This window comes from Streptomyces fradiae (genome assembly GCF_041270065.1).
Taxonomy (GTDB): Bacteria; Actinomycetota; Actinomycetes; order Streptomycetales; family Streptomycetaceae; genus Streptomyces.
Genome location: NZ_CP065958.1, coordinates 872,224 through 895,032, shown reverse-complemented (window position 1 = coordinate 895,032; position 22,809 = coordinate 872,224). Strand labels below are relative to the sequence as shown.

Genomic DNA, 22,809 nt, shown 5'->3' with positions numbered 1-22,809 from the left:
AGGACGAGTCGCCCGCGGCGGCGGAGGGCGTGGGGGAGCAGGCGGAGGAGAGGAGGGCGAGGGGGGAGCAGGAGGGCGGCGGCGGGGCGGAGGAAGCGGAGGCGTGTCATCGCGGTGACCTTCGGGAAGTGGGGCGGATCAGACGGTCTGGGGTACGGGCGGGGCGGGGGTCTCCGCGGTCGCGGGGGCGTCCCGGAGGGTGTCCGGGGCGTCGTGGACGCCGAGTTCGGAGAGCAGCCGGGCGCGGAGGGCGGCGAAGCCGGGGTCGGCGGGGTCGCGGGGCCGGTCGAGGGCGACCGGGGTGTCGTAGGCGATGACACCGTCCCGCATCACCAGCGCCCGGTCGGCGAGCAGCAGCGCCTCGTCGACGTCGTGGGTCACGAGCAGCACCGTGCAGCCGCGTCGCCGCCACAACTCGCCCACCAGACGCTGGGCCTTGATCCGGGTCAGCGCGTCGAGCGCGCCGAACGGCTCGTCGAGCAGCAGCAGATCGGGTTCCCGTACCAACGCACGGGCGAGCGAGGCGCGTTGGGCCTCGCCGCCGGACAGCGTCTTCGGCCAGGCGCCGGACCGGTGTCCGAGGCCGACCTCGGCGAGGGCCCGTTCGGCGCGCTCGCGGTCCGGGCGGCCGGGCAGCCCGAGGAGCACATTGCGCCAGACCCGCTTCCACGGCATCAGCCGCGGCGCCTGGAAGGCGACGGCCCGCCGCTTCGGCACGAGCACGGTGCCGCTGATCTCCCGGTCGAGGCCGGCGAGGACGCGCAGCAGGGTCGACTTGCCGCAGCCGCTGTGGCCGAGGAGAGCGGTGAACTGGCCCGCGCGCAGGGTGAGATCGAGTCCGTCGACGACGGCCCGCCCGTCGAAGGAGCGGGTCAGGCCGCGGACGGTCACTGTCCGGTGAAGGTCGGTCGCCATTGCAGCAGCAGCCTTTCGAGCGAGCGGACGAGGGCGTCGGCGAGGAGGCCGAGGAGGGCGTAGACGACGAGGCAGACGACGATGACGTCGGTGCGGAAGAACTCGCGGGCCTGGTTCATCAGGAAGCCGATGCCGGCGTCGGCGTTCACGGACTCGCCGAAGACCAGGGCCAGCCAGGCCGTGGCGAGCGAGTAGCGCAGCCCGGTCATGGCCCCCGGCAGCGCTCCGGGCAGCACCACGTGCCGGATCAGCCCCCAGCGCCCGAGCCCCAAGGACCCGCCCGCCTCGACGAGTTGGGCGTCGACGCCCCGGATCCCCGCGTACACGTTGAGGTAGAGATGGAAGGCGACGCCGAGCGCGATCAGCGCGACCTTGGGGGCCTCGCCGATCCCGAGCCAGATGATGAACAGCGGGATCAGCCCCACCCACGGCACGGTGCGCAGCATCTGCACGCTCGCGTCCACCAGGTCCTCGCCGAGCCGCGAGAGCCCGGACATCAGCGCGAGGGACACCCCGGCCGCCCCGCCGATCAGCAGCCCCACGGCGACCCGCTGCAGGGAGACCAGCATCGCGTGCGGCAGCGTCCCGTCCCGCACCAGCTCGCCGCCGGCCCGCGCTACCGTCCCGGGCGACGCGAGCACGTCACCGCTCAGCACGCCGGTGGCGCTCAACACCTGCCAGAGGACGAGGAGAAGCACGGGCCCGACGGCGCGCCGCAGCCAGCGCGGCGGGCGCGGCAGCCGGCGGGCGCGCCGGTCGGAGACGAGCGATTCAAGCTCTGAAATAGCGGAAATATCCGGCGGAGAATGCGCCGGTGCATGCCCGAGGGTCATGAAGGAGGCTCCGGGGAAGGTGGAGGGGGCGCACGAAGGCGCGAGGGCGCGGCGGCCGGTCCGTCAGGACGCCGCGGAGGAAAGACAGAAGAAGGCGCTGAAGAGAACGCCGAAGAAGACGCCGAGGAAAGCGGAGAAGGGCGTCAGCGGCCGCGGCGGGAACACGCGGCGGAGGCCACCCGCAGCAGGTCGATGTGACCGCGCGTGGTGAGCAGTGCTGTACGCAACATGGCGCGAACCTAGCGACCCGTTCGGCGGCCGGTCAACGCCGTCTCGGAGCGTGGACGCGCAATCCCGCCCGGTGAACGGCAAGATGCCCCCATGTCCTTCACCAGCACCCTCCTCACCGTCACCACCGGCTCGTCCGAGACGGTCACCGACCTCACCCGCGACTGCGAACAGTTCCTCGCCGACACCGCCTCCGGCCGCGACGGCCTCCTCCACCTCTTCGTCCCCCACGCCACCGCCGGCCTGGCCCTCCTCGAAACCGGCTCCGGCAGCGACACCGACCTCCTGACCGCCCTTCACCACCTCCTCCCCGCCGACAACCGCTGGCAACACCGCCACGGCTCCCCGGGCCACGGCCGCGACCACGTCCTCCCGGCCCTGGTGCCGCCCCACGCGACGGTCCCGGTCCTGGCGGGCCGCATGGAACTGGGCACCTGGCAGTCGATCTGCCTGGTGGACACCAATGTCGACAATCCCAGCCGTCAGGTGCGGTTGAGCTTCCTGGGCTGATCAGGTCGATCAAGATCGTCCTGGGTGTGGCCGCCGAATCTCCTTACGCTCCGGCGAAACGGGAGAAGGGCGCGCGGCACCACCATGGAAGAGATCGAGCGGCCGTACGACGGCTGCGAAATTGCCTGCTCGGAGTACGTCGGTTGTCGCGGGTCAAGCCGCCACGACCTCGCCGGAGCGTCAGCGCGAGGACGTGCTGGCTGCGGCGGCTGCGGTCGGCGGTCACATCATCGACTGGCGGACGACTGGGAGGTGTCCGGCGCCACCGACCCGATGACCCGTCCGAAGCTCGGCCCGTGGCTCCGCGACGAGCGGGGCGCATACGACGGGCTGGTCGCCGCAGCGGTCGACCGGCTCGGCCGCAACGTGGTCGACTGTCTCAACACCGGCTACAAGATGCGCGACGAGGGCAAGCTCCTCGTCACCTACGGGCACGAGGACACTGGAACCTCGACGACCCGAACGACGAGAACCGCTTCACGATGGAAGCCTGGGGCGCGCAGATGGAGCTGCGTGCCATCCAGCGGCGCAACCGCGACGCGACGAAGAAGATACGCGCTGCCGGCCGTCCGAAGGGCAAGCCGTCGTACGGCTTCCAGTACGTCCGCACCGTGCCGAACGGCCGGGTCGAGCGCGTCGAGCTGCACCCGCACGCGGCTGAGGTCCTGCGACGCGCCGGCGGCGACCCGTGTACGGGTGTGGCGGAAGCTGCGCTCGCTAGGCGCGCTGTACCTGCAGCAGTCGGTGTGCCTGCTCCCCGACCGTGCGCCGGTGGTCCGCCAGGTAGCGCGACTGCTGACCTCCGTCCGGGCCGACGGGGGCACCGCCCGGCACCTCGCCGTGGCCATCGTGGACGAGGCCGAGTACGCGCAGCTGGTCGCGGAGTTCAACGCCGAGCGTGACACCGAGTACGGCGAAGTCGTTGAACGCGCCCCCGAACTCCTCGCCGAGTTGGAGAAGGAGACCGCCCGGGGCAACGCCACCTACGCGGAGGTCGAGGAGTCCGAGGCGGACCTGGAACGGTTCGACAAGTGGCTAGCGAAGATCGCCGCCCGCGACTACTTCGGCGCCCCCGGTGGCATCGCGGCGCGCGAAGCGGTCGAGCGGTGCCGTAGGGCGCTGGCCGCGTTCGAGGACGCCGCCATCGCCGCGCAGGCCGGCATTCACCCCACCCACCAGGCCGACACCGGCGCGCTGCCCGCATCGGCGACGCTGCGCGCCGTCGAATAGAAAGCAGGTCAGCCCATGTGGTGGGACATACTCCTCGCGATCGCCGCCGGCCTGCTGGCCACCTGGCTCGCCCTGATGATCACCCTGCTCCTCATCCGGCCCAACGGCGCCCTTCTCACCGAGGCGATTCGGCTCCTTCCGGACCTGATCCGCCTGCTGCGCCGCCTGGCCGCCGACAAGACCCTGCCCCGCGGCGTACGGATCCGCCTCGGCGCGCTGATGGTCTATCTGGCCCTGCCCATCGACCTCATCCCCGACTTCCTCCCCGTCATCGGCTACGCCGACGACGCCATCATTGTCGCCTTCACTCTGCGCTCCGTCGTACGCCGAGCCGGCATCGACGCAGTACGCGCCCACTGGCCCGGCACCGACGACGGCTTCACCGCCCTGGCGCGCCTGACCGGACTCCTCCGCGCGGGTGACACCTCCACGACCGGCTGACACAGCTCGCCGTCGGCTCATCCTCGTTGACCATGGCCGCCGAGAGCCCGAAATCGGCCCCCGGTCTCGTTGAGCCGGCGGGTGGTGGTTTTGTCGTGGTAGCCGAGAGGTCCGGTCGAAAGGGGCCGCCGCCGGAACCGGCTACGCGTTCTGGGCCAGGAGACCGGCGTCGATGACCTCAGCGATCAGGGTGGCGCCCCGGCTGTTCTGGTGGATGTGGTCGGTCGTGAGCACGAGGTTTCGCCGTCGAGAGGCTGGGGGAGGTCGTGAAGGCGGCGGTGGACCGCGGGCACGGCGGTGACACGCAGGGTATAGCCCTGACCTCGCCGTACGGCGGCCCCTGGTCGAGCGCGGCCCGCTCGGCGGGCTCCAGGTCGACCGCGTGGAGGAAGTCGGCGACCTTGCCCGGCACGTCGAGGGTGGCTGGCAGCTCCGAGGCGGGGACATCCTCCTCCGGCGGTGTGGTCGGGCATGAGGTCCGCGACGGCCATGCGGATCGCGCCGCCGCCACGGCGGGGTGGTGCCCGCCCCTGCTGCCCTTGGTCTCGGCGGCCTGCAGCACGTCGTACGTCAGCTCCCGTTGGAGGTCGCGCTGGAGTTCGCCGGCGGGGGTGAGGGTCTGCACCGTGAACTTCACGGTGGACAGCAACTCCCCAGTGCGCGGGTGACGGGCGGTGAGGCCCATGGCGGAGAACGCGCCGTCGTGGATACGCAGCGCGAGACGGTCGGGGTGGAGGATGCCGAGCACGTGGAGGATGTGTCCGGTGCCGTGTACGAGGCGAACATCTCGGAGATGTACACAGTGTCGCCCAGCCGCGCGCAGCTGAGCAGTTCGCGGAACTTCGGGCGCTGGAGGGGTGGAGGCGGCTGGATGTGCCCGGGTCCTCCCCGAAGACGACCGGGTCCTCGATGCCGGCCTCGTCCAGGACGAGGTTCTGCCGGGCGGTCGACTGCTGGCCGGTCGAAACCCGCTTGTCGACCAGGTCCGCCACCGAAGGCCCCTTCCGTACGGAGGATCGGACCCCATCTGGCGTCAAACGATCGTCTTCTGACACTGAGTACCGTCATCCCGTGTCAGGCGCAGTGACTACGCCTTGAGGGGCGCAACCCAGAGCATGGGTGGCGGCCAGCCTGAGCGGCCTGTGGACTCCGACCCCGGCCTCGCTCACATTCGGCAGGAGTAGAGCGTCACGCCTACGGCCGGGTGAGTTTGGCGGCCACGGCGTCGAGTACCCAGTCCAGGCCGGTCGCGAAGGATGTTTCGGGGTCCATGTCCGTGCCGTCATGGACGGCCTTGGCCAGTGCCGGGAAGCGGCCCGTGGCCAGCATTCTTGTCAGATGCGGGCCGTGGGTGCGCTGCCAGTCGTGCTTGGACAGGCCTGTGGCGCGCTCGGCCCGCAGGTTCGTGATCTCGCGCCTGATGGCGCCGGTGAAGTAGGCGCTGACCGTCTCCACGGCTCGCATGACGGTGTCGATGTCGGTGAGGCCGTCGAGGGCAGCCAGCGTGGCCTCGGTCACGGCGAGGCCGTTCGGGCCCAGGGCCGGGCGGCGGCCGAGCAGGTCGGCCAGCCACTCGTGGCGGAGAGCGGCCTGCCTGGTGCGGTGGGCGAGGATGCGCAGCGCCTCCCGCCAGTCACCGGGCTGCTCCTCGGGAAGAATCTCGGCGTAGACCTCGTCCACCATGAGGTCGAACAACTCCTCCTTGGTGGAGATGTATCCGTACAGCCGCATCGGGCCGGCATTCAGCCGACCGGCGACCTTGCGCAGCGACACCGCCTCCAGCCCGCCTTCGTCGGCCAGCGCGATGGCGGCGGCCACGATCCGCTCCCGGTCGAGCGGCACGGGGCGAGTCGGCGGCTCCGGTCGGTCCCACACAGTCATGGGCACATCGTACTGTTGCGATGCATCGCATCGATTCAATACGGTGTATTGATATGAGGCAACGTATCGCAGTCATCGGAGGCGGCCCTGGCGGCCTTACCTTCGCCCGTGTCCTGCACCGCCATGGCCACCCCGTCGCCGTCTTCGAACGTGATCCGGCTCCCGATGCCCGCCCCCCGGGCGGCACGCTGGACCTGCACGAAGGGCTGGGACAGCTTGCGCTGGACAAGGCAGGGCTGCTGGCGGAGTTCCAGGCGCTGTCTCGCCCCGAGGGGCAGGCCATGCGCATCCTGGACACGGACGGAACCGTTCTGCGTGACTGGCGACCCCGCCCGGACGACCGGGCCAATCCCGAGATCGACCGCGGGCAACTGCGTGACATGCTGCTCGGCCCTCTCGACATCCAGTGGGGGCGGGGTGTGACTCAGGTGGTGCCCGGGGGCCGGGACGGCGTCGCGGTCCATTTCGCTGACGGGCGGCAGGAGACGTTCGACCTCGTGGTCGGTGCGGACGGCGCCTGGTCCCGGACCCGCTCGGCAGTCTCGTCGGTGAAGCCGCACTACACCGGTGTCACCACGGTCGAGACCTCCCTGAACGACGTCGGCACCCGCCACCCTGACCTCGCGCGGTTGATCGGGGACGGTTCCCTCGCGGTGTACGGCGTGAACCGGGCTCTCGTCGCCCAGCGCAACAGCGGCGGCCACGTCAAGGTGTACGCCCAGTTCCGTGCGCCGCTGGACTGGCACACGGACCTGGACCTGGCCGACGTCGAGGCCGTGCGGTCGAGCCTGCTGGCTCTGCTCGACGGCTGGGCCGCTCCCGTCCTCGACCTCCTCCGCCACGGCACCGCTTTCGTCCACCGCCCCCTCTACGTCCTGCCGGTGTCCCACACCTGGACCCACGTCCCCGGGGTGACGCTCCTGGGCGACGCCGCCCATCTGATGCCCCCGCTGGGGGCAGGCGCGAACCTCGCGATGCTGGAGGGCGCTGAACTCGGCGAGTCCATCGCCACCGGCCTTGGAGATCTGGACGAGGTCGTCCGCGCCTTCGAGGAACGGATGTGGGCGCGGGCCGGCAGGTGGGCGAGGATGACGACGGTCGGTCTGGAACGCTTGGTGAGCCCGGACCCCGCCGAAGCCCTCGCCCTTTTCGACCAAGTCCAGCCGTCCTGACTGCCGAGCGCGAGAGCACCAGCACCAACAGCTCGCCACGGCTTCACAGGACAGTGCGGCACCGCGCAGTCCCTTCCGGCAAAGCCGCCGTAGGCGAACGCAAGGACGCCCTGCACCGAACTGAGCCCTCTTTCCGCTACCGCCGAGATCCGGTCCGATCCTCCTCGCGGGCCGGACATCGTCGCTCTGCCGCTGGATGGTGCCGCGCTTGCCGTGGCACATGTCCCGGGCAAGCTTGTGGCGGGACTCCTGCACGGTGAGCTGTTGGTTCGTCTGCCGCCGGTAGGTGTCGTCGACCGGGTCGACCACGCGCAGCAAGTGCACGGTCTTGGCGATCTGCACGTACCGATGTTCCCCGAGGCCGGTAACCGCCCTCTGAGGGCCTGTTGTGGCACGCTGCCGGCTACGGACGTCGCAGGTGCGGGGACGAGGTGGACGTGAGGAGACCGGCAGGCATGCGGCCGTGGCGGTTCGTTCTGTGGTTCGGCACTGTGAGCCTGCTCGCGGACTTCGTGTACGAGGGCGCCCGGTCGGTCACGGGGCCGCTGCTGGCCTCGTTGGGGGCGACCGCACTGGTCGTCGGGGTGGTCACGGGTGCCGGTGAGGCGGCGGCGCTGGGGCTGCGGCTGGTGTCCGGCCCGCTGGCCGACCGTACCCGCCGGTTCTGGGGGCTGGCGATCGCCGGGTACGCGCTGACGGTCGTCTCGGTTCCGCTCCTTGGCGCGACCGGGACCCTGTGGGTCGCGTGCGCGCTGGTGATCGCCGAACGGGTCGGCAAGGCGGTCCGTTCCCCGGCGAAGGACACCATGCTGTCCCACGCCACGGCCGCGACCGGGCGGGGCCGGGGCTTCGCCGTGCACGAGGCGATGGACCAGATCGGCGCCCTGGTCGGCCCGCTGATCGTGGCCGGCATGCTCGCGCTGACCGGTGGCGACTACGGGCCGGCGCTCGGTGTGCTCGCCGTACCCGGCCTCGCGGTCCTGGGACTCCTGTTCTGGCTGCGGGCCCGGGTGCCGGATCCGGAAGCCTACGAGCGTGAGGCGACGGCAGCCGACCCACCGGAGATGCGGGGTGGGCGGCTGCCGAGGGCGTTCTGGACGTACGCCGCCTTCACCGCCGCCACCACGACCGGTCTCGCCACCTTCGGTGTCCTCTCCTTCCATCTGGTCGAGCGTCAGCTGCTGTCCGCAGCGTGGGTGCCGGTGCTGTACGCGGCGGCGATGGCGGTGGACGCCGTCGCGGCGCTGGCCACCGGCTGGCTGTACGACCGCCACGGTGCCCGCGTCCTGATCGCCCTGCCGGTGCTGACCGCGGGCGTCGTGACGCTGGGGTTCACCGACACGGTCGCCGTCGCGGTGGCAGGGTCGCTCGTGTGGGGTGCGGCCATGGGGATCCAGGAGTCCACGCTGCGCGCCGTCGTCGCGGACCTGGTGCCGAGCGGTCGGCGGGCGACCGCGTACGGGCTGTTCGCCGGTGTGGTCGGTGTCGCGAGCCTGGCCGGCGGCGCGCTGGTCGGTGGGCTGTACGGCTACTCGATCCCCGTGCTGATCACCGTGGTCGTCACCGTCCAGGCCCTCGCCGTGGTGCTGCTCGCCGCCCTGCGGACCGCCGCCCCGCGGAGGTGACGACCGCACGGCGGTCACCGCGCCGCTCGGTGACCTCCCTCCGGGATGACGAGCGGGGTGCCCGCCACGGGGCAGTCGATGACGGCCGCGCGCAGCCCGAAGACGTCCTGGACGAGGTCCGGGGTGACGACGTCCGAGGGGGTGCCCGCAGCGATGACCTGGCCGTCGCGCATGGCGATGAGATGGTCCGCGTAGCGGCAGGCGAGGTTCAGTTCGTGCAGGACCATCACGACCGTGCGTCCGTCCACGCGGTTGAGTTCCGCGACGAGTTCGAGGACGTCGACCTGGTGGGCCAGGTCGAGGTAGGTCGTCGGCTCGTCGAGGAGCAGGACGGGGGTGTCCTGGGCGAGGGCCATGGCGATCCAGACGCGCTGGCGCTGCCCTCCGGAGAGCTCGTCGATGGAGCGGGTGGCCAGGTCGGCCGCCCCGGTGGCCGTCAGGGCGGCGTCGACGGCGGCCTCGTCGGTGGAGGACCACTGGCGCCACCAGCGCTGGTGCGGGGTGCGGCCGCGGGCCACCAGGTCGCGGACGGTGATGCCGTCGGGCGCGCTGGGGGTCTGGGGGAGCAGGGCGAGGCGCAGCGCGAAGTCGCGGGCGGACAGGCCGGCGATGTCCTCGCCCTCCAGGTGGACGGTGCCGCCGGCCGGCTTCAGGAGCCGGGCGAGGGCGCGCAGGGCGGTGGACTTGCCGCAGGCGTTGGGGCCGACGAGCGCGGTGACCTTCCCCGCCGGGATGCTCAGGTCGAGGTCCTCGGCGACGAGGCGGTCGCCGTAGCCGAGGCGCAGGCCGGTCCCGGTCAGGGCGGCGGACGTGGCTTCGGTGAGCTGTGAGGTCATGCCCTGTGAGGTCATGTCAGCCTCCCTTTCCGGCCCGGTTGGTGCGGGCGAGGAGCAGCAGCAGGTACGGGGCGCCGACGGCGCCGGTGAGCACGCCGACGGGCAGTTCCGTCGGGGCGAGGACGGTCCGGGCGGCGAGGTCGGCCAGGATGAGCAGGACGGCCCCGGTGAGCGCGCTGCACACCATCGGGATGCCGGGGGTGCCCGCGAGCCGGCGGGCGATCTGCGGTGCGCCGAGGGCGACGAAGGCGATCGGGCCGGCCGCCGAGGTGGCCAGGGCGGTCAGGCAGGTGGCGAGGACGAGCAGCGCGATGCGGGCGTACCGCAGCGGGATGCCGAGGCTGCGGGCGGTGTCGTCGTCGTACTGGAGCAGTTGGTACGGGCGGGCCAGCGCCACGGTCAGCGGCAGCAGCAGCGCGAGGGCGAGCCCGGCCCACTGGACGTGCTCGTAGCCGCGTCCGTTGAGGCTGCCGGTGAGCCACACCATGGCCCGGGACGCCTGGTCGATGTCGGCGCGGGCGAGCATCCAGCGGGTGAGGGCGACCAGTGCGCCGTTGGCGGCGATGCCGACGAGGACGAAGCGGTAGCCGGTGATGGTGCCGTCCCGGAAGGCCAGCAGGTAGATGGCGGCGGAGGTGAGCAGCGCGCCGGCCAGGGCGCCGAAGGGCACGGCCACGAACGTTCCCGCACCGGCGGCGGTGACGCCGCCGACGAGTATGGCACCGACCGCGCCGACGCCGGATCCCGCCGCGATGCCGATGAGGTCGGGGCTGGCGAGCGGGTTGCGGGTGACGGCCTGGTAGACGGCGCCGGCCAGGCCGAACGCGGCGCCGACCATGAGGGCCGTCAGCGCGCGCGGGAGGCGCAGCTCGTGGATGATCAGGTCCGCGGCGCCTTCGCCGGTGCCGAGGACGGCGTTCAGGGCGTCGCCGACGGGGATGGCGTACGTACCGAGCGACACCGAGGCGACAAGGCCCGCGAAGCCGATCAGGACGAGGGCGACGGCGGTGAGGGCGACCCTGAGGCGCAGGGCCGCGCCGAAGGGGCCGAACTCCAGGCGCAGAGTGGTGGCCATGCGCGGGGTGGTCGTACGGGGCAGGCTCATCGGGTGTGCTCCTTGAGCTTGCCGCGCTTGACCAGCAGGGCGAGGAACGGGGCGCCGAGCATCGCGGTGACCACGCCGGCCTCCAGCTCGCCCGGGCGGGCGACCATGCGCCCGACGACATCGGCGCTGAGCATCAGCGTGGCGCCGCCGAGCGCCGAACAGGGCACCAGCCAGCGGGCGTCGGGCCCGGTGAACGCCCGGACGACATGGGGGACGACCAGGCCGACGAAGGTGACGGGCCCGGCCGCGGCGACGGCGGCGCCGGTCAGCAGGATCACGGCGACGGCGCCGAGGAGCCGGGTGGTGCGGACCTTGGTGCCGAGGGTGGTGGCGAGGTCGTCGCCGAGGGCGAGGGCGTTGAGCCGGCCGCTCAGTCCGATCGCCAGCAGGAGACCGACGACGACGAACGGGAGGAGTTCCAGGCCGAGGTGGGCGTCGCGTCCGGCCAGCGAGCCGACGGCCCAGAAGCGGTACTGGTCCAGGGTCCGGACGTCGAGGAGGACCAGGGTGTTGGTGCCGGCGTCGAGGAGAACGGTCACCGCCGCGCCGGCCAGGGCGAGTTTGGCGGGGGTGGCGCCGCCGTACCCGGTGCCGCCGACCGCGTAGGCGAGCAGCCCGGCCAGCGCCCCGCCGAGGAAGGCGAACCAGATGTACTGGTATGAACTGGTCAGCCCGAACGCTCCGATACCGGCCGCGACGGCGAACGAGCCGCCCGCGCTGATCCCGATGAGACCGGGGTCGCCCAGCGGGTTGCGGGTGATGTCCTGGGCGACGGCTCCGGCCGCGCCGAGCGCGAGACCGACGAGCAGGCCCAGGAAGGTGCGGGGCATGCGCAGTTCGCGGACGATGACCGCGTCGCCGTCCGTCCCGCCGCCGATCGCGTGCAGGACGTCGGAGAGCGGCACGGACTTGGTGCCGATGGCGAGCGAGGCGCAGACCGCCGCGATCAGCGCGGCGACGAGCAGGGCCGCTATGACGGCGCGCGCCGCAACTCGTGGGGGTCGGGGGCGTGGTGGGGCAGGTGGGGGCGCGGTGGCCGCCCCTTCGGCGACGGGCTTCACAGACACCTGCATAAGGTAAGGCATGCCTAACGGTTGAGTGTACGACTATCCCACCGTATGGATCCGGTCACGGAGAGGCGCTATCCTCACAGCGCCCGCTCAGGTAAGCCTTACCTAAGCGACAGTCCGTGTATGGGAGACCCATGAACACCCTCACCCAGCGCCGCCGGCCCGGCCGGCTCGCCGCTGCCCTGCTCACCGCGGCCCTGGCCTTCTCCGTCGCCGCCTGCGGCGGTACGAGCGACGACGGCAAGTCCGCCGCCGACAAGCCGGCCGCCGCCTCCGAGGCGGGCTTCCCCCGGACCGTCACTCACGACAAGGGCAAGACCGAGATCAAGACGAAGCCCAAGCGCGTCGTGGCGCTCGACAACAGCCTCGTCGAGGCCGTCGTCGCCCTCGACGCCCCGCTCGTGGGCGGCATCGGCTCGTACCGCGACCAGAAGGGCTTCCCCCCGTACCTCGGTGACGCGGTGAAGGACACCAAGGACGTCGGCCCGCTCGACAGCCCGAACCTGGAGGCGATCGCCGCCCTCAAGCCGGACCTCATCGTTTCGGCGACGGTCCGTCACGAGGACCTCTACGACCAGCTGAGCAAGATCGCGCCGACGGTCTTCGTGAAGACCACCGGCCCGATCTGGAAGGAGAACATCACCTTCCTGGGCACGGCTCTCGGCGAGGAGAAGAAGGCCGCCGACAAGCTCGCGGCGTACCAGACGCGCGCGAAGAAGATCGGCGACGCGATCAACGCCAAGAACCCCGGGCAGACCTACTCGCTGACGCGCTTTCTCGACGGGCCGACGCGCATCTACCTGCCCAAGACCTTCAGCGGCATCATCCTGACCGACATGGGGCTCGCCCGGCCCGCCAACCAGCAGGACCAGGAGAAGTTCAACATCGAGATCAGCGAGGAGCAGATCGCGCAGGCGGACGCCGACCACATCTTCATGACGACCTTCTCGGGCGGTGAGGAGCGCAAGAAGAAGTTCCTCGCCAACCCGCTGTGGAAGCGCCTGAACGCGGTGCAGAAGGGCAACGTCCACGAGGTCGAGGACGCCGTCTGGATGACCTCCGTCTCGCTCCAGGGTGCCGACCTGGTGCTCGACGACATGGCGAAGATCTTCAAGGTCGACCCGGCGAAGTAGTCGCGGGGCCGTTCCTGACGGGCCGGTTGCCGGCGGGCGTACGAGACCGTACGGCCGCGGGCGCCGGCCCGTCGCCGTACCCCGGGTGCGGTACGGCGCTCAGTCCTCGCCCTCGATCCGGCGCAGCCGCTCGGCGTCGCAGGTCCTCGGGCAGGTCAGGCAGGCCCGGTCCGGTTCGATCGTGTAGTACAGGCAGCAGCCGGCGCGTGTGCGGGTCGGGTGGCGGTGCCCGTCGCGGCCGCTGAGGCGCCGGAAGTCGGCCCCTCCCGGAAAGGGCGGGATCGCCGTCGGAAGCAGCTCGGTCGCCTCGCGCACCGCGCGTTCCTCCTGGCCCAGCATCCGGCCGAGGTGCCAGATGCCGGAGAGCAGATCGTCGGCCACCATCCCCCACAGGGCGCGCGGTCCGCGCCGGATCGTCGGGCCGATCGCGGCGAGCAGCGGACGCACGTGATCGACGACCGCGGCCCGCAACTCGGCCCGCAGTTCGTTCTCGTGGCCCACGAGCCGGGCAGCGGCCGTGCCCGCCGCCGGGTCGTCCGGCAGGCATGCGAAGTCCTGCCCGGGGACGATGCCGATCGCGCCCGTCGTCAGGTCCACACGGATGTCACGTGGCGCGATGCGCGGCACGCGGCGATCCAGGTACCAGGCCCCGCTCATCAGGAGGCTGACGGACCACAGGTAGTCGTGCAGCGCCCGGGAGGCGGCGACGTCTCTGCGCGGAGTGCGGCCGTGGCGTGCGCGGATACGGGCCGCCGAGGCGTCGAGGAACGCGTCGAGGACGCCGGGGGCGCAGGCCAGGTCCGCCCCGTCGGGCAGGAAGGCGGCGGAGTCGCCCATCGCCCCGGGGTCGACGATCCGGACATCGAGCGCGTCGCAGGCCGCGATGGTCCGCCGATAGGTGCACGTGAGGGGAGACGCCTCGACGAGGGCATGGCGCCCGACCGTGCCCGCGGTGGTGGTCCACGGCCCCGGATCCTTGCTCATCGAAGCTCCTTCTCGCGAGTAAGTGAGGTCAGGCTTACCTTAGTGGACATCGGGGTAAGCGTAGATCGGCGCGCCCCATCGGCCGTACGCACATGGGCCGTTGGAGTGAGGGACTGTTGATAACTTAGGGTTGCCTAACCTAAACTCGTCGTCGCGGTGCCGTGCGGGGCGTGCCTCCCCGCCACCGCACCACACGTCCCCTCCCCGGAAGGCCCCGGCATTCCCATGCGGCTGTATCTGCTCGCCCTGAATCCCACAGACTCGGTCACGGAGGGGTTCCTCCCCGCAGCGGCCCGCCTCGGCCTGGACGTCACCGTCCTGACGGACCAGCCGGATTCCCATCGCCGGACCTACCCGGACATCGAGATCCTGGAGTGCGACGTACGCGACTTCCGGGCCGTCATCACCCGGATCTCCACCCACCACCGGCCCGACGCGGTCTTCACCAACAGCGACCACCTCCAGACCCAGGCCGCGCTGGCCGCCGATTACTTCGGCCTGCCCGCCAAGGACTGGCGGGCCGCGCTGCGCGCCAAGGACAAGGCGCACCTGCGCCGCCATCTCGCCCTGACCGGCGCCGACACCGTCTGGTCCACCGAACTCCCCGCCGGGCAGGACCCGTCCTCGCTCGCCGCACTCGACGTGCCCTACCCGTGCGTGGTCAAGCCGCGCGAGGGGGTCGCCAGCGAGGACGTCGTCCTGGTCGGGAGCGGCGAGGAACTCCCGTTGCGCTGCAAGGAGATACAGACCCGGCGGCCCGAGGCCGCGCTGGTCGTGGAGGAGTTCCTGGCCGGTGAGCTGTACACCCTGGAGACGCTGGGCGACGGACGGATCCGGCACGTCCTCGGCGGATTCCACACCGAGCTGTCGCCGCCGCCGTACTTCATCGAGGAGCGGCTGACCTTCGTCCCGGCCCACCCCGAGCCGGTCGTCGAGCAGATCCTCGCCCAGCTCGACGCCCTCGGCGTCGGCTTCGGCGCCTGCCACACCGAGTTCGTCGTCCACGACGGCCGGGCCCGCATCATCGAGGTGAACTACCGGGCCATCGGCGACCAGTGCGACCTGCTGCTCGCCCAGCTCCTCGACATCCCGCTCTTCGAACACATCCTGCGCAGCCACCTCGGCGAACCGCTGCCCGCGGACCTCGGGGCCCGCACCGACGGCGCGGCCCGCCTGGACTACCCCTGCGCCGGGACCGCCGGAACGCTCGTGTCCGCCCCCGGCCCCGTCGACCTCGACACCGACGGAGTGCGACTGACGTACCGCCCGCTGCGCGAGACCGGTGAGCGGCACGAGCTCTACCGCACCAACCGTGACTACCTCGGCGTGCTGCGGGCCACCGGCACCGACCAGGCGACCGTCGACCGGGTCGTCGCGGACTTCCTGGCCGCGCAGCGCTGGGAGATCGCGCCGTGACGACCACCGCCGCAAAGGCTTCTGTCGTGGGCATGGGCACGGGCACGGGCACGGGCACGGGCACGGGCAGAGCTGAACGGGACCTGCTCCTACGGGTGTTGTCCGCGCTGCTGCGAGAGGACGTCGTCGGGCTGCGCAGCCGCAGCGCCCTCGTCCGGCGGACCGACGGCCCATGGCTGCGCCGGGCCACCGAAGACGGCGGCGCACTGCTGCTGCCGGTCACAGAGGACGGCTTCCAGAGCACGCACGCGGCCCGGCTGCCGCTGCTCGTACGAGAGCCGGACGGCGGCACGCTCACCACGTACGACGAGATCCTCGCCGCCCTCAAGGCCCTGGCCGAGCCGGTCGACCACCCCGGCTTCGACGCGTACACCGAGGAATGCCGGCAGACCCTCGCCACCATGCGGCTGCACGAGCGGACCCGCGAGGAGACCGCAGCGCGGCTCACCGACCTCCACGGGGACGACCCCGCCCGCTGGACCGGGTACGCCGGAGGTCTCGCGCACGACACGCTCGCCGCCCGCCTCGACCACCCGGTGTACCCCACCGCCCGGGGCCGCTCGGGACTGGACGACGATCAGGTGCGCGCGTACGCCCCCGAGTTCCACCCGCGCTTCGCCCTGCGCTGGGTCGCCCTGCCCCGTGAGGCCGTCACCGTGCCGGGCGGCGCCGACCGCCTGCCCGCCTGCTGGCCGTCGCCGTCCGAGCTGGGGCTGCCGGAGCTGTCCCGTACCCACCTCGCGCTGCCCGTCCATCCGCTGACCGCGGGCGCGCCGCTGGAGGAGGCCCTGCGGGCGACCGGCCTGCATGAGCGGGCGGTGCCTGCTCCGCGCCCCCACCTCGAGGTCGTACCGACACTGTCCATGCGGACGGTCGCCCTGGCCGATGACCCCTCCCTGCACCTCAAGCTGCCGCTGGCCACCGCGACCCTGGGACTGCGCAATCGGCGCACCATCAAGCCGGGAACGCTCGTCGACGGCGCTGCGGGTCAGCGGCTCCTGGAAACCGTGATCGCCCGGGAGCCACGGTTCCGCGAAACGATCCTGCACGCCGACGAGACGGTGTACGCCCACGCCGGGCACGAACTCCTGGCCGTCCTGTGCCGCCACTACCCGGCCGGCCTCGACGACTGCGTCGTCGTCCCCATGGCGGCGCTGCTCGCCGAAGCCGCCGGAGGCCGGCTGGTGATCGACCACCTCGCGGACCGCTTCCACGGCGGGGACCCCGTGGCCCTGCTCGACGCCGTGCTCACCCTGCTGTTCGACTGGCAGACCACCCTGTTCGGCTACGGCATCGCCCTGGAGTCCCACCAGCAGAACATCTCGCTCGTCCTCGACCGGGCGGCGGACGGCGCCACCCGGCTCCGGCTGCTGCTGAAGGACAACGACGGCCCACGCATCCACACCGGGCGGCTGCGGGACACCCTGGGCGCCGACGCCTTCGACGCGGCCGTCTTCGACGACGCCCGGATCTTCGGCGACGACGACCGGGCCGTCACCGACCTGTTCACCACCATCACCGTGCACCTGTGCGCGGGCGCCTACGCCTTCGGCCTCGCCCACCACGGCCGCGCCCCGCTCATGACGCTGCTGACCCTGATACGGGACCGGCTCGCCGAGACCGTCGGGCGGCTCGGCACCGGTCCGGGCGAGCCCGGCGCCGTGCTGCGCGCGCACGTCCTGGACGCGGCGGAACTCCCCGTCAAGGCCATGGTCACCGCCGGCACGCTGCTGTCCAAGGAGCGATCGGGCGCGGCGGACATCAACAAGCACTACACCACCGGCCCCAACTACCTGAGGACGGCCGAACGATGAGTGCAACCACCGCCCCGCCGAACGGCGCCACCGCGGCAGCGGCCGTCGCGCCCGCGGCGGGCCCCGTCCTCGCCCGCCGGCAGGTGCACGCCGTGGCCGGGTGCTACTTCGTGGCGTCCTTCGCCGCGCTCGGCCTGCCGCCCTTCCTGACCCAGATCCTGCCCGAACTCGGCGATCCCACCGCCCGCTGGGCCGGCGTCCTCTACATCGTCCCGACCGTCTTCGGCGCCGTCGGCGCGCCCTTCTGGGGCCGTCTCGCGGACCGCTACGGCCGCAAGCGGCTGCTGCTGCGCGCCCAACTCGGGCTGGCCGTGGCGTTCCTGCTCGCCGGCTGGGCCGACTCGATCGCGACCTTCACCGCCGCCCTCGTCCTCCAGGGCATCCTCGGAGGCACGTTCGCCGCGTCCAACGGCTACCTCGGCGCAGCACTGGAGGGACCGGCCCTGTCGAAGGCCCTCACCCTCATGCAGGGTGCGGCGCGCGCCGCCCTCGTCCTCGCGCCGATCGTCGTCGGCTCCCTGTCGCCCTGGCTCTCGCCGCACCGCCAGTACGCCCTGCTGGCCGTGCTGCCGCTCACCGCCGCCCTGCTGATCGGGGCGCTGCCGGAGTCGCGGGGCGGGCACGCCGAGACGCCGACGGCAAAGGACGCTCCCGAGGAGGCACCGGAGGCCGCGAAACCGGAGGCAGGGGCGCCGGCGACCTCCCTGCGGGCGCTGTACGCCCTGGAGTTCGCCTTCGTCTTCTCCACCGTCATCTCCTTCCCGTACCTCATCTCGCTCATCGAGCACCGTATCCCCGGCACCTCCCCGGCCGCCTCCGGTGTGCTGTTCGCCCTGCCCCACCTGTGCTATCTGGCCACGGCGATGGCGGTGCACAGGTCCTTCCACCACCGCCCCCGGCTCGGCCTCGCCCTCGGCTTCCTCTGCATAGCGCTCGGTCTCGCCGGTCACGGTGCGGCCGACTCGCTGCCCGCCCTCACCGCGGTACGTCTCGTGCTCGGGGCCGGCCTCACCCTCGGGCTCGTCTGCCTGTCCGCGCTGGCCGCCGACTGCGCCAAGGGCCGGGCCCCCGGCGGCATGTTCGGCTCGCTCGAGTTCTTCTCGAAGGGCGGCGCCGTCGTGGCAGGTGTCGCCGCCGCCGTCGGCAACAGCTTCTTCGGACCGGCCGCCCCGGTCCTCACGGGCACCGCCGTGGCCCTGGCCACCGTCGTGCCCACCGTTCTGCCCCTCCTGAACCCCCTCCGCACCCGCTGGAGCCGATGATGTCGCCGACCCGAACGCAGGGCACCGCCCACCACACCCCAGCCGCCGCCGAACTGCCGGACGCGGACACGGTCGTGGCGCACACCCTCCTCAACTGCCTGCTGCGCGAGGTCTCCGGACCGGAGCACCAGACAGCCGCCAGCGACGGCCACCTCCTGTTGCGCCTGCCCCGCCGTGGCGTGGTGCTGCGCGTGGCGCTGCGGCGTACGTCGCTGCTCGGCGCGCACCGCTTCACCGGACCGGTCCACGAGCAGCGCGACGGGACCTGGGAGCGCATCGAATGGCGGCGCCTCGCGGGACACGTCCAGGACGAGCTGTCGGCGCGTACCGGGGTGCGCAACGACGAGTTCCTCGACCAGATCGCCTCCAGCCACCAGGCCGTCACGGCGGCGCTCGCCGCCCGCACGACCGGCACGGGCGACGACCAGGACACGGCCGGCCAGGACACCTACCTCGCCTCCGAGCAGTCCCTGCTCTTCGGCCACCGTTTCCACCCCACCCCCAAGGCCCGTACCGGCGACGCCGCCTCCTGGCTCGCGTACGCCCCGGAGATCGGCGCCGCCTTCCCGCTGCGCCATCTCGCGGTCCGGGAGGACCTGATCATCGAGGAGACCGCCGCACCGGCGGCGACCACACCTCTCGACCGGCTCGCCGACGCCCGGCCGGGAGGCCTGCCGGAGGGATACCGGCTGCTGCCCGCGCACCCCTGGCAGTACGAGATGCTCGCCGGCCACCCCGCACTGCGTGCCGCCCTCGATCGCGGCGACATCCTGGACCTCGGGACCGGCGGCACCCCCTTCGCCGCCACGGCCTCCGTTCGCACCCTCTACGACGGCGAGACCTTCCTCAAGTTCAGCCTGAACGTCCGGATCACCAACTGCCTCCGGAAGAACGCCAGTTACGAGCTGACCGGTGCCGTCGCCCTGACCCGGCTCCTCGCGCCCGTACTCGACGAGCTCACCGTCCGATTCCCCGGCAGCGCCATGCTCCGCGAGCCGGCCTACCGCAGCCTCGCCCTCCCCGGCCCCGACGGAAACCCCGACCGCGGTCTGCTCGAAGGCTTCGGCGTGATCGTCCGCGAAGGGCTCGCCACCCGGATCCTCCCCGGCACCTCGCCACTGCTCGCCGCCGCCGTCGCCGACGAGTACCCCAGCGGCCCCGGTCACCTCTCGCGCCTGCTCGGGGGTGCGGGCCCCGGCACCGCGCTCGCCTGGTGGAGCGCGTACCTCAGGCTCCTCGTGCCGCCCGTCCTGGCCGCCTACTTCGACCACGGCCTGGTCTTGGAACCCCACCTGCAGAACGTGGTCGTCTGCGTCGACGACGACTCCATGCCCGCCCAGGTGCTCTTCCGGGACCTGGAGGGCACCAAGCTGCTGCCCGAGCACCACGCCGACACCCTCGCCGCGCTGCCCGCCGAAGTGGCCGGGCCCATGACGTACGACGCGGAGCGCGGCTGGGACCGCGTCGTGTACTGCCTGTTCGTCAACCACATCGCCGAGATGCTGGCCGCCGTCGCCGACCTGCACCCCGAGACCGAGCCCGCCCTGTGGGCCCAGGTCCGAGTGACCCTCCAGACGTACGCCGACCGCCACGGCTGCCCGCCCCGGCTCGCCGCGCTCCTCGCCGGCGTCCCGCTGCCCGCCAAGGCCAACCTGCTCACCCGCTGGGAGCGCAAGGCCGACCGCGAAGCGGGGTACGTCCGGCTTCCCTCCCCTTTCGCCGAGGACGTGCTGTCCGGAGCATCCGACGACTCGTGGAGCCACGCCCGATGACCGCCCCCACCCGCGCCGTGCGCGACCTCGTCCTCGACCTGCCCTCCGACGGCCTGCCCGCCTACGTCTACGACCTGACGGCGCTGCGCGAGCACGCCGCCGGGGTCCGGGCCGCGCTGCCCGAGCGCGTCGAGCTGTACTACGCCGCCAAGGCCAACCCCGAACCGGAACTGCTCTCCGCGCTCTCGCCGTACGTCGACGGGTACGAGGTCTCGTCGGGCGGCGAACTGGCCCACGTGGGCCGCGCCGTGCCCGGCCGCCCCCTCGCGTTCGGCGGGCCCGGCAAGACCCCGGCGGAGATCGCCGCAGCCCTGGACCTCGGGGTGGAACGCTTCCACGTGGAGAGCCTCCACGAGCTGCGCGTCCTCGCCGACCTGGCCGCCGACCGGGCCCCGGACACTCCGGTGGGAGTCCTCCTCCGCTTCAACCTTCCCCTGTCCGCCGCGTCCCTGGAGGGCAGCTCCCTCGCCATGGGCGGCCGGCCGACCCCCTTCGGCCTCGACCCCGCCGATGCCGACACCGCCGTCGCCCTGCTGACCGACGGCACCCTCCCGCAGCTGCGGCTTCTGGGCGTCCACGCCCACCTCGCCAGCGGTCTGGAGGCCGAGGAACAGATCGGCGTCGCCGAATCCGTGGTCACCTGGGCCACCCGACTCGCCGCCCGGCACCGCGTCCGCCTCGCCGAGGTCAACGTCGGCGGCGGCATGCACGTCGACTACACGACCCCCGAGCGCCGCTACGACTGGTCCACCTACGGCAAGGGCCTCGCCCGGCTCCTGGACGACCACCCGGACCTCACCTTGCGCATCGAGCCGGGCCGCGCCCTCACCGCGTACTGCGGCTGGTACGCCACCGAGGTCCTGGACGTGAAGCGCAGCCACGGCGAGGACTTCGCCGTCGTCCGCGGCGGCACCCACCACCTGCGCACCCCCGCGGCCAAGGGCCACGACCAGCCCTGCTCGGTACTGCCCGTGCACTCCTGGCCCCACCCCTGGCCCCGCCCCGTCGCGGGATCCGACACGGTCACCCTGACCGGCCAGCTCTGCACCCCCAAGGACCTCCTCGCCCGGCACGTCCCGGCGCGGGGCCTACGGGCGGGCGACCGGGTGGCCTTCGGCCTCGCGGGCGCGTACGCGTGGAACATCTCGCACCACGACTTCCTCATGCACCCCCGGCCGGGATTCCACTTCCTCGGGTGACGGGCTATCGGTCCGTGGTGTTCAGCAAGGGGCCGAAGATGTGCGCGCCGAGGTGCTCGGCTTCCGCCTGGCCCATGACGGCGCCACGGAGCCCGGTCTGCTGCCGGGCCCACTGCCCGGCGGTGGTGCGATCGGTGAAGAACCGCAGGTATCCGCAGCACACGTCCTCTGCTGAGCCCCTTGCCGAGCCGCTTCCGCCGTCGACAGGGGCGCCGGAGAAGACCACGGCAGAGTCGGGCTTCCAGGACGTCGTCCCGCCGGCGAACTCGACCTGGACGAGGGCGCCGCTGACGGGTCGGCCGAGGTGATGCTCTCGGACCGACGCTTCGAGGCCGATGGGCGTTCAGCGCTCGCGCAGGCGTACGGCGAGGGCGGCGATGTCGTCGTCGAGGCGTCCTCTGCTGTAGCGGAGGAGGTCGCGGTGAAGGGCCGTGAGCAGTTCGCGGGGAGGTGTCGGGGGCTGGTCGCGCATCCAGGCTGCCAGCGGGAAGAACTCGCCGTCGCGCGCGCGGGTCTCGGCGATCCCGTCCGTGTAGAGGAGCAGCAGGTCGCCGGGGGTGAAGTCGTAGGTGTCGACGTTGTAGTGATGGCCGATCAGCTCCGCGAGGCTGAGCAGCGGCGAGGGGGTGGCGGGTTCCAGGACGCGGAGTTTCCCGCGGTTGAGGAACAGCGGCGGGGGGTGTCCGCAGTTGAGGATGTCGATACGTCTGCCCTCGTGCGGGATCTCGACGAGAAGGGCGGTCGCGAAGCGCTCCATCGGGCCCTCGGGGGGAAACGCGGCGTTGTAGCGGGTGCTGCTGGCGTCCAGCCGGCGCGCGACGTCTACCATGTCCTTCTCGCCGTAGGCCGCCTCGCGGAAGGCGTTGACGATGGCCGCGGCCGCCCCCACGGCCGGCAGGCCCTTGCCCCGTACGTCTCCGATGAGCAGCCTGAGGCCGTACGGCGTGTCGACGACCTCGTAGAAGTCCCCGCCGATGCGGGCCTCCGCCGCGGCCGCGAGGTACAGCGACTCGATCTCGACGTTCCGAAAGCGGCGCGGTACAGGACTCAGCACGACTTGCTGCGCCGCGTCGGCGACGAGCCGTACCTGGAAGAGGGTGCGCTCCCGCTGGAGCCGGACATGGCTTCCGTACGCGGCGGCCACGGTGACCGCGATGATCCCCGCGGCTGTCCACCACGTCCCCAGATCGGGGAAGACGAGGCTGAGGCCGATCATCAGGAGGAGGCAGACCGTCCCGAGCAGCACGGTCGGAAGGACCGGCCACATGGAGGCGGCCAGGGCCGGCGCCGCGGGCAGGAGGCGGCTGAAGGCCATGTCTGGCGGGGTGGCGTAGGCCAGGCCGGCAATGGCGATGGTCAGGATGACCGGCGACAACCGCACAA

Annotated in this window: 21 protein-coding genes and 2 pseudogenes; 11 read left to right on the top strand and 12 right to left on the bottom strand. The window is 72.3% G+C overall.

Annotation, left to right across the window (positions count from 1 at the left end):
- Positions 1-138: 138 nt before the first annotated feature.
- The 3 genes from JAO84_RS03940 to JAO84_RS03930 all read right to left on the bottom strand — a co-directional run bounded on the left by JAO84_RS03940 (position 139) and on the right by JAO84_RS03930 (position 1,978).
- Positions 139-915 carry an ABC transporter ATP-binding protein gene (locus JAO84_RS03940; RefSeq protein ID WP_370410422.1) on the bottom strand — a complete coding sequence of 259 codons (777 nt, stop codon included), beginning with the start codon at positions 913-915 and terminating at the stop codon, positions 139-141.
- Complete coding sequence (locus JAO84_RS03935) at positions 888-1,748, bottom strand: ABC transporter permease (protein WP_370410420.1); 861 nt, start codon at positions 1,746-1,748, stop codon at positions 888-890. The genes JAO84_RS03940 and JAO84_RS03935 overlap by 28 nt, the downstream gene beginning before the upstream one ends.
- Before the next feature lie 143 nt (positions 1,749-1,891).
- Entirely contained in the window at positions 1,892-1,978 is an 87-nt protein-coding gene (locus JAO84_RS03930; RefSeq protein ID WP_370416651.1) for a putative leader peptide, read from the bottom strand.
- Between the two features lie 91 nt (positions 1,979-2,069).
- On the opposite strand from JAO84_RS03930, the gene JAO84_RS03925 reads away from it, so the two are divergent.
- From JAO84_RS03925 to JAO84_RS03915, 3 genes are all read left to right on the top strand, one after another.
- Positions 2,070-2,486 (top strand): secondary thiamine-phosphate synthase enzyme YjbQ, encoded by a 417-nt coding sequence (locus JAO84_RS03925; RefSeq protein WP_370410418.1) that lies wholly within the window; start codon positions 2,070-2,072, stop codon positions 2,484-2,486.
- 84 nt (positions 2,487-2,570) lie between these two features.
- Positions 2,571-3,716 (top strand): Chromate resistance protein ChrB, encoded by a 1,146-nt coding sequence (locus tag JAO84_RS03920; protein WP_370410416.1) that lies wholly within the window; start codon positions 2,571-2,573, stop codon positions 3,714-3,716.
- Positions 3,717-3,731: 15 nt separating this feature from the next.
- The gene (locus JAO84_RS03915; RefSeq protein WP_370410414.1) at positions 3,732-4,157 is read left to right on the top strand and encodes a YkvA family protein; all 426 of its coding nucleotides are present in this window, start codon (positions 3,732-3,734) and stop codon (positions 4,155-4,157) included.
- A 141-nt stretch (positions 4,158-4,298) separates the two neighbouring features.
- Here JAO84_RS03915 and JAO84_RS03910 read toward each other — a convergent pair.
- Both JAO84_RS03910 and JAO84_RS03905 read right to left on the bottom strand, forming a co-directional pair.
- A pseudogene (locus JAO84_RS03910) lies at positions 4,299-4,409 on the bottom strand (SGNH/GDSL hydrolase family protein); the annotation flags it as partial.
- Positions 4,410-5,351: 942 nt separating this feature from the next.
- Positions 5,352-6,038 (bottom strand): TetR/AcrR family transcriptional regulator, encoded by a 687-nt coding sequence (locus JAO84_RS03905; RefSeq protein WP_370410413.1) that lies wholly within the window; start codon positions 6,036-6,038, stop codon positions 5,352-5,354.
- Between the two features lie 53 nt (positions 6,039-6,091).
- Between JAO84_RS03905 and JAO84_RS03900 the strand changes: the two genes are divergently transcribed.
- Positions 6,092-7,210 carry an FAD-dependent oxidoreductase gene (locus JAO84_RS03900; RefSeq protein WP_370410412.1) on the top strand — a complete coding sequence of 373 codons (1,119 nt, stop codon included), beginning with the start codon at positions 6,092-6,094 and terminating at the stop codon, positions 7,208-7,210.
- A 186-nt stretch (positions 7,211-7,396) separates the two neighbouring features.
- Here the strand turns inward: JAO84_RS03900 and JAO84_RS03895 are convergent.
- Positions 7,397-7,555 (bottom strand): annotated as a pseudogene (locus tag JAO84_RS03895) (Tn3 family transposase); the annotation flags it as partial.
- A gap of 110 nt (positions 7,556-7,665) precedes the next feature.
- On the opposite strand from JAO84_RS03895, the gene JAO84_RS03890 reads away from it, so the two are divergent.
- Positions 7,666-8,835, top strand: a complete 1,170-nt coding sequence (locus JAO84_RS03890; protein ID WP_370410410.1) for an MFS transporter — start codon at positions 7,666-7,668, stop codon at positions 8,833-8,835.
- Between the two features lie 14 nt (positions 8,836-8,849).
- Here the strand turns inward: JAO84_RS03890 and JAO84_RS03885 are convergent, their stop codons facing one another.
- The 3 genes from JAO84_RS03885 to JAO84_RS03875 are packed head-to-tail and all read right to left on the bottom strand — an operon-like array spanning position 8,850 to position 11,849.
- On the bottom strand, positions 8,850-9,686 hold the full coding sequence (locus JAO84_RS03885) for an ABC transporter ATP-binding protein (protein ID WP_370410409.1): 837 nt from the start codon (positions 9,684-9,686) through the stop codon (positions 8,850-8,852).
- Between the two features lies 1 nt (position 9,687).
- Positions 9,688-10,776, bottom strand: a complete 1,089-nt coding sequence (locus JAO84_RS03880) for a FecCD family ABC transporter permease (RefSeq protein ID WP_370410407.1) — start codon at positions 10,774-10,776, stop codon at positions 9,688-9,690.
- The gene (locus tag JAO84_RS03875; protein WP_370410405.1) at positions 10,773-11,849 is read right to left on the bottom strand and encodes a FecCD family ABC transporter permease; all 1,077 of its coding nucleotides are present in this window, start codon (positions 11,847-11,849) and stop codon (positions 10,773-10,775) included. Before JAO84_RS03875 ends, JAO84_RS03880 begins: the two co-directional genes overlap by 4 nt.
- A gap of 131 nt (positions 11,850-11,980) precedes the next feature.
- Here JAO84_RS03875 and JAO84_RS03870 point away from each other — a divergent pair, with 131 nt between their 5' ends.
- Positions 11,981-12,979, top strand: coding sequence for an ABC transporter substrate-binding protein (locus tag JAO84_RS03870; protein ID WP_370410403.1), 999 nt, complete (start codon positions 11,981-11,983; stop codon positions 12,977-12,979).
- Between the two features lie 99 nt (positions 12,980-13,078).
- Here the strand turns inward: JAO84_RS03870 and JAO84_RS03865 are convergent, their stop codons facing one another.
- Complete coding sequence (locus JAO84_RS03865) at positions 13,079-13,963, bottom strand: (2Fe-2S)-binding protein (protein WP_370410401.1); 885 nt, start codon at positions 13,961-13,963, stop codon at positions 13,079-13,081.
- 225 nt (positions 13,964-14,188) lie between these two features.
- Here JAO84_RS03865 and JAO84_RS03860 point away from each other — a divergent pair, with 225 nt between their 5' ends.
- The 5 genes from JAO84_RS03860 to JAO84_RS03840 are packed head-to-tail and all read left to right on the top strand — an operon-like array spanning position 14,189 to position 21,426.
- Entirely contained in the window at positions 14,189-15,379 is a 1,191-nt protein-coding gene (locus JAO84_RS03860; RefSeq protein WP_370410400.1) for an acetyl-CoA carboxylase biotin carboxylase subunit family protein, read from the top strand.
- Between the two features lie 32 nt (positions 15,380-15,411).
- Positions 15,412-17,193, top strand: a complete 1,782-nt coding sequence (locus JAO84_RS03855) for an IucA/IucC family protein (protein ID WP_370416650.1) — start codon at positions 15,412-15,414, stop codon at positions 17,191-17,193.
- Positions 17,190-18,455, top strand: a complete 1,266-nt coding sequence (locus tag JAO84_RS03850; protein WP_370410398.1) for an MFS transporter — start codon at positions 17,190-17,192, stop codon at positions 18,453-18,455. Before JAO84_RS03855 ends, JAO84_RS03850 begins: the two co-directional genes overlap by 4 nt.
- Complete coding sequence (locus JAO84_RS03845; protein WP_370410396.1) at positions 18,452-20,227, top strand: IucA/IucC family siderophore biosynthesis protein; 1,776 nt, start codon at positions 18,452-18,454, stop codon at positions 20,225-20,227. The genes JAO84_RS03850 and JAO84_RS03845 overlap by 4 nt, the downstream gene beginning before the upstream one ends.
- Positions 20,224-21,426, top strand: coding sequence for a type III PLP-dependent enzyme (locus tag JAO84_RS03840; RefSeq protein ID WP_370410394.1), 1,203 nt, complete (start codon positions 20,224-20,226; stop codon positions 21,424-21,426). Before JAO84_RS03845 ends, JAO84_RS03840 begins: the two co-directional genes overlap by 4 nt.
- 4 nt (positions 21,427-21,430) lie before the next feature.
- Here the strand turns inward: JAO84_RS03840 and merB are convergent, their stop codons facing one another.
- Together merB and JAO84_RS03830 are read right to left on the bottom strand one after the other, a co-directional pair.
- Complete coding sequence (merB, locus tag JAO84_RS03835) at positions 21,431-21,763, bottom strand: organomercurial lyase (protein ID WP_370416649.1); 333 nt, start codon at positions 21,761-21,763, stop codon at positions 21,431-21,433.
- 6 nt (positions 21,764-21,769) lie between these two features.
- Complete coding sequence (locus JAO84_RS03830; RefSeq protein WP_370410392.1) at positions 21,770-22,807, bottom strand: PP2C family protein-serine/threonine phosphatase; 1,038 nt, start codon at positions 22,805-22,807, stop codon at positions 21,770-21,772.
- Positions 22,808-22,809: the final 2 nt, after the last annotated feature.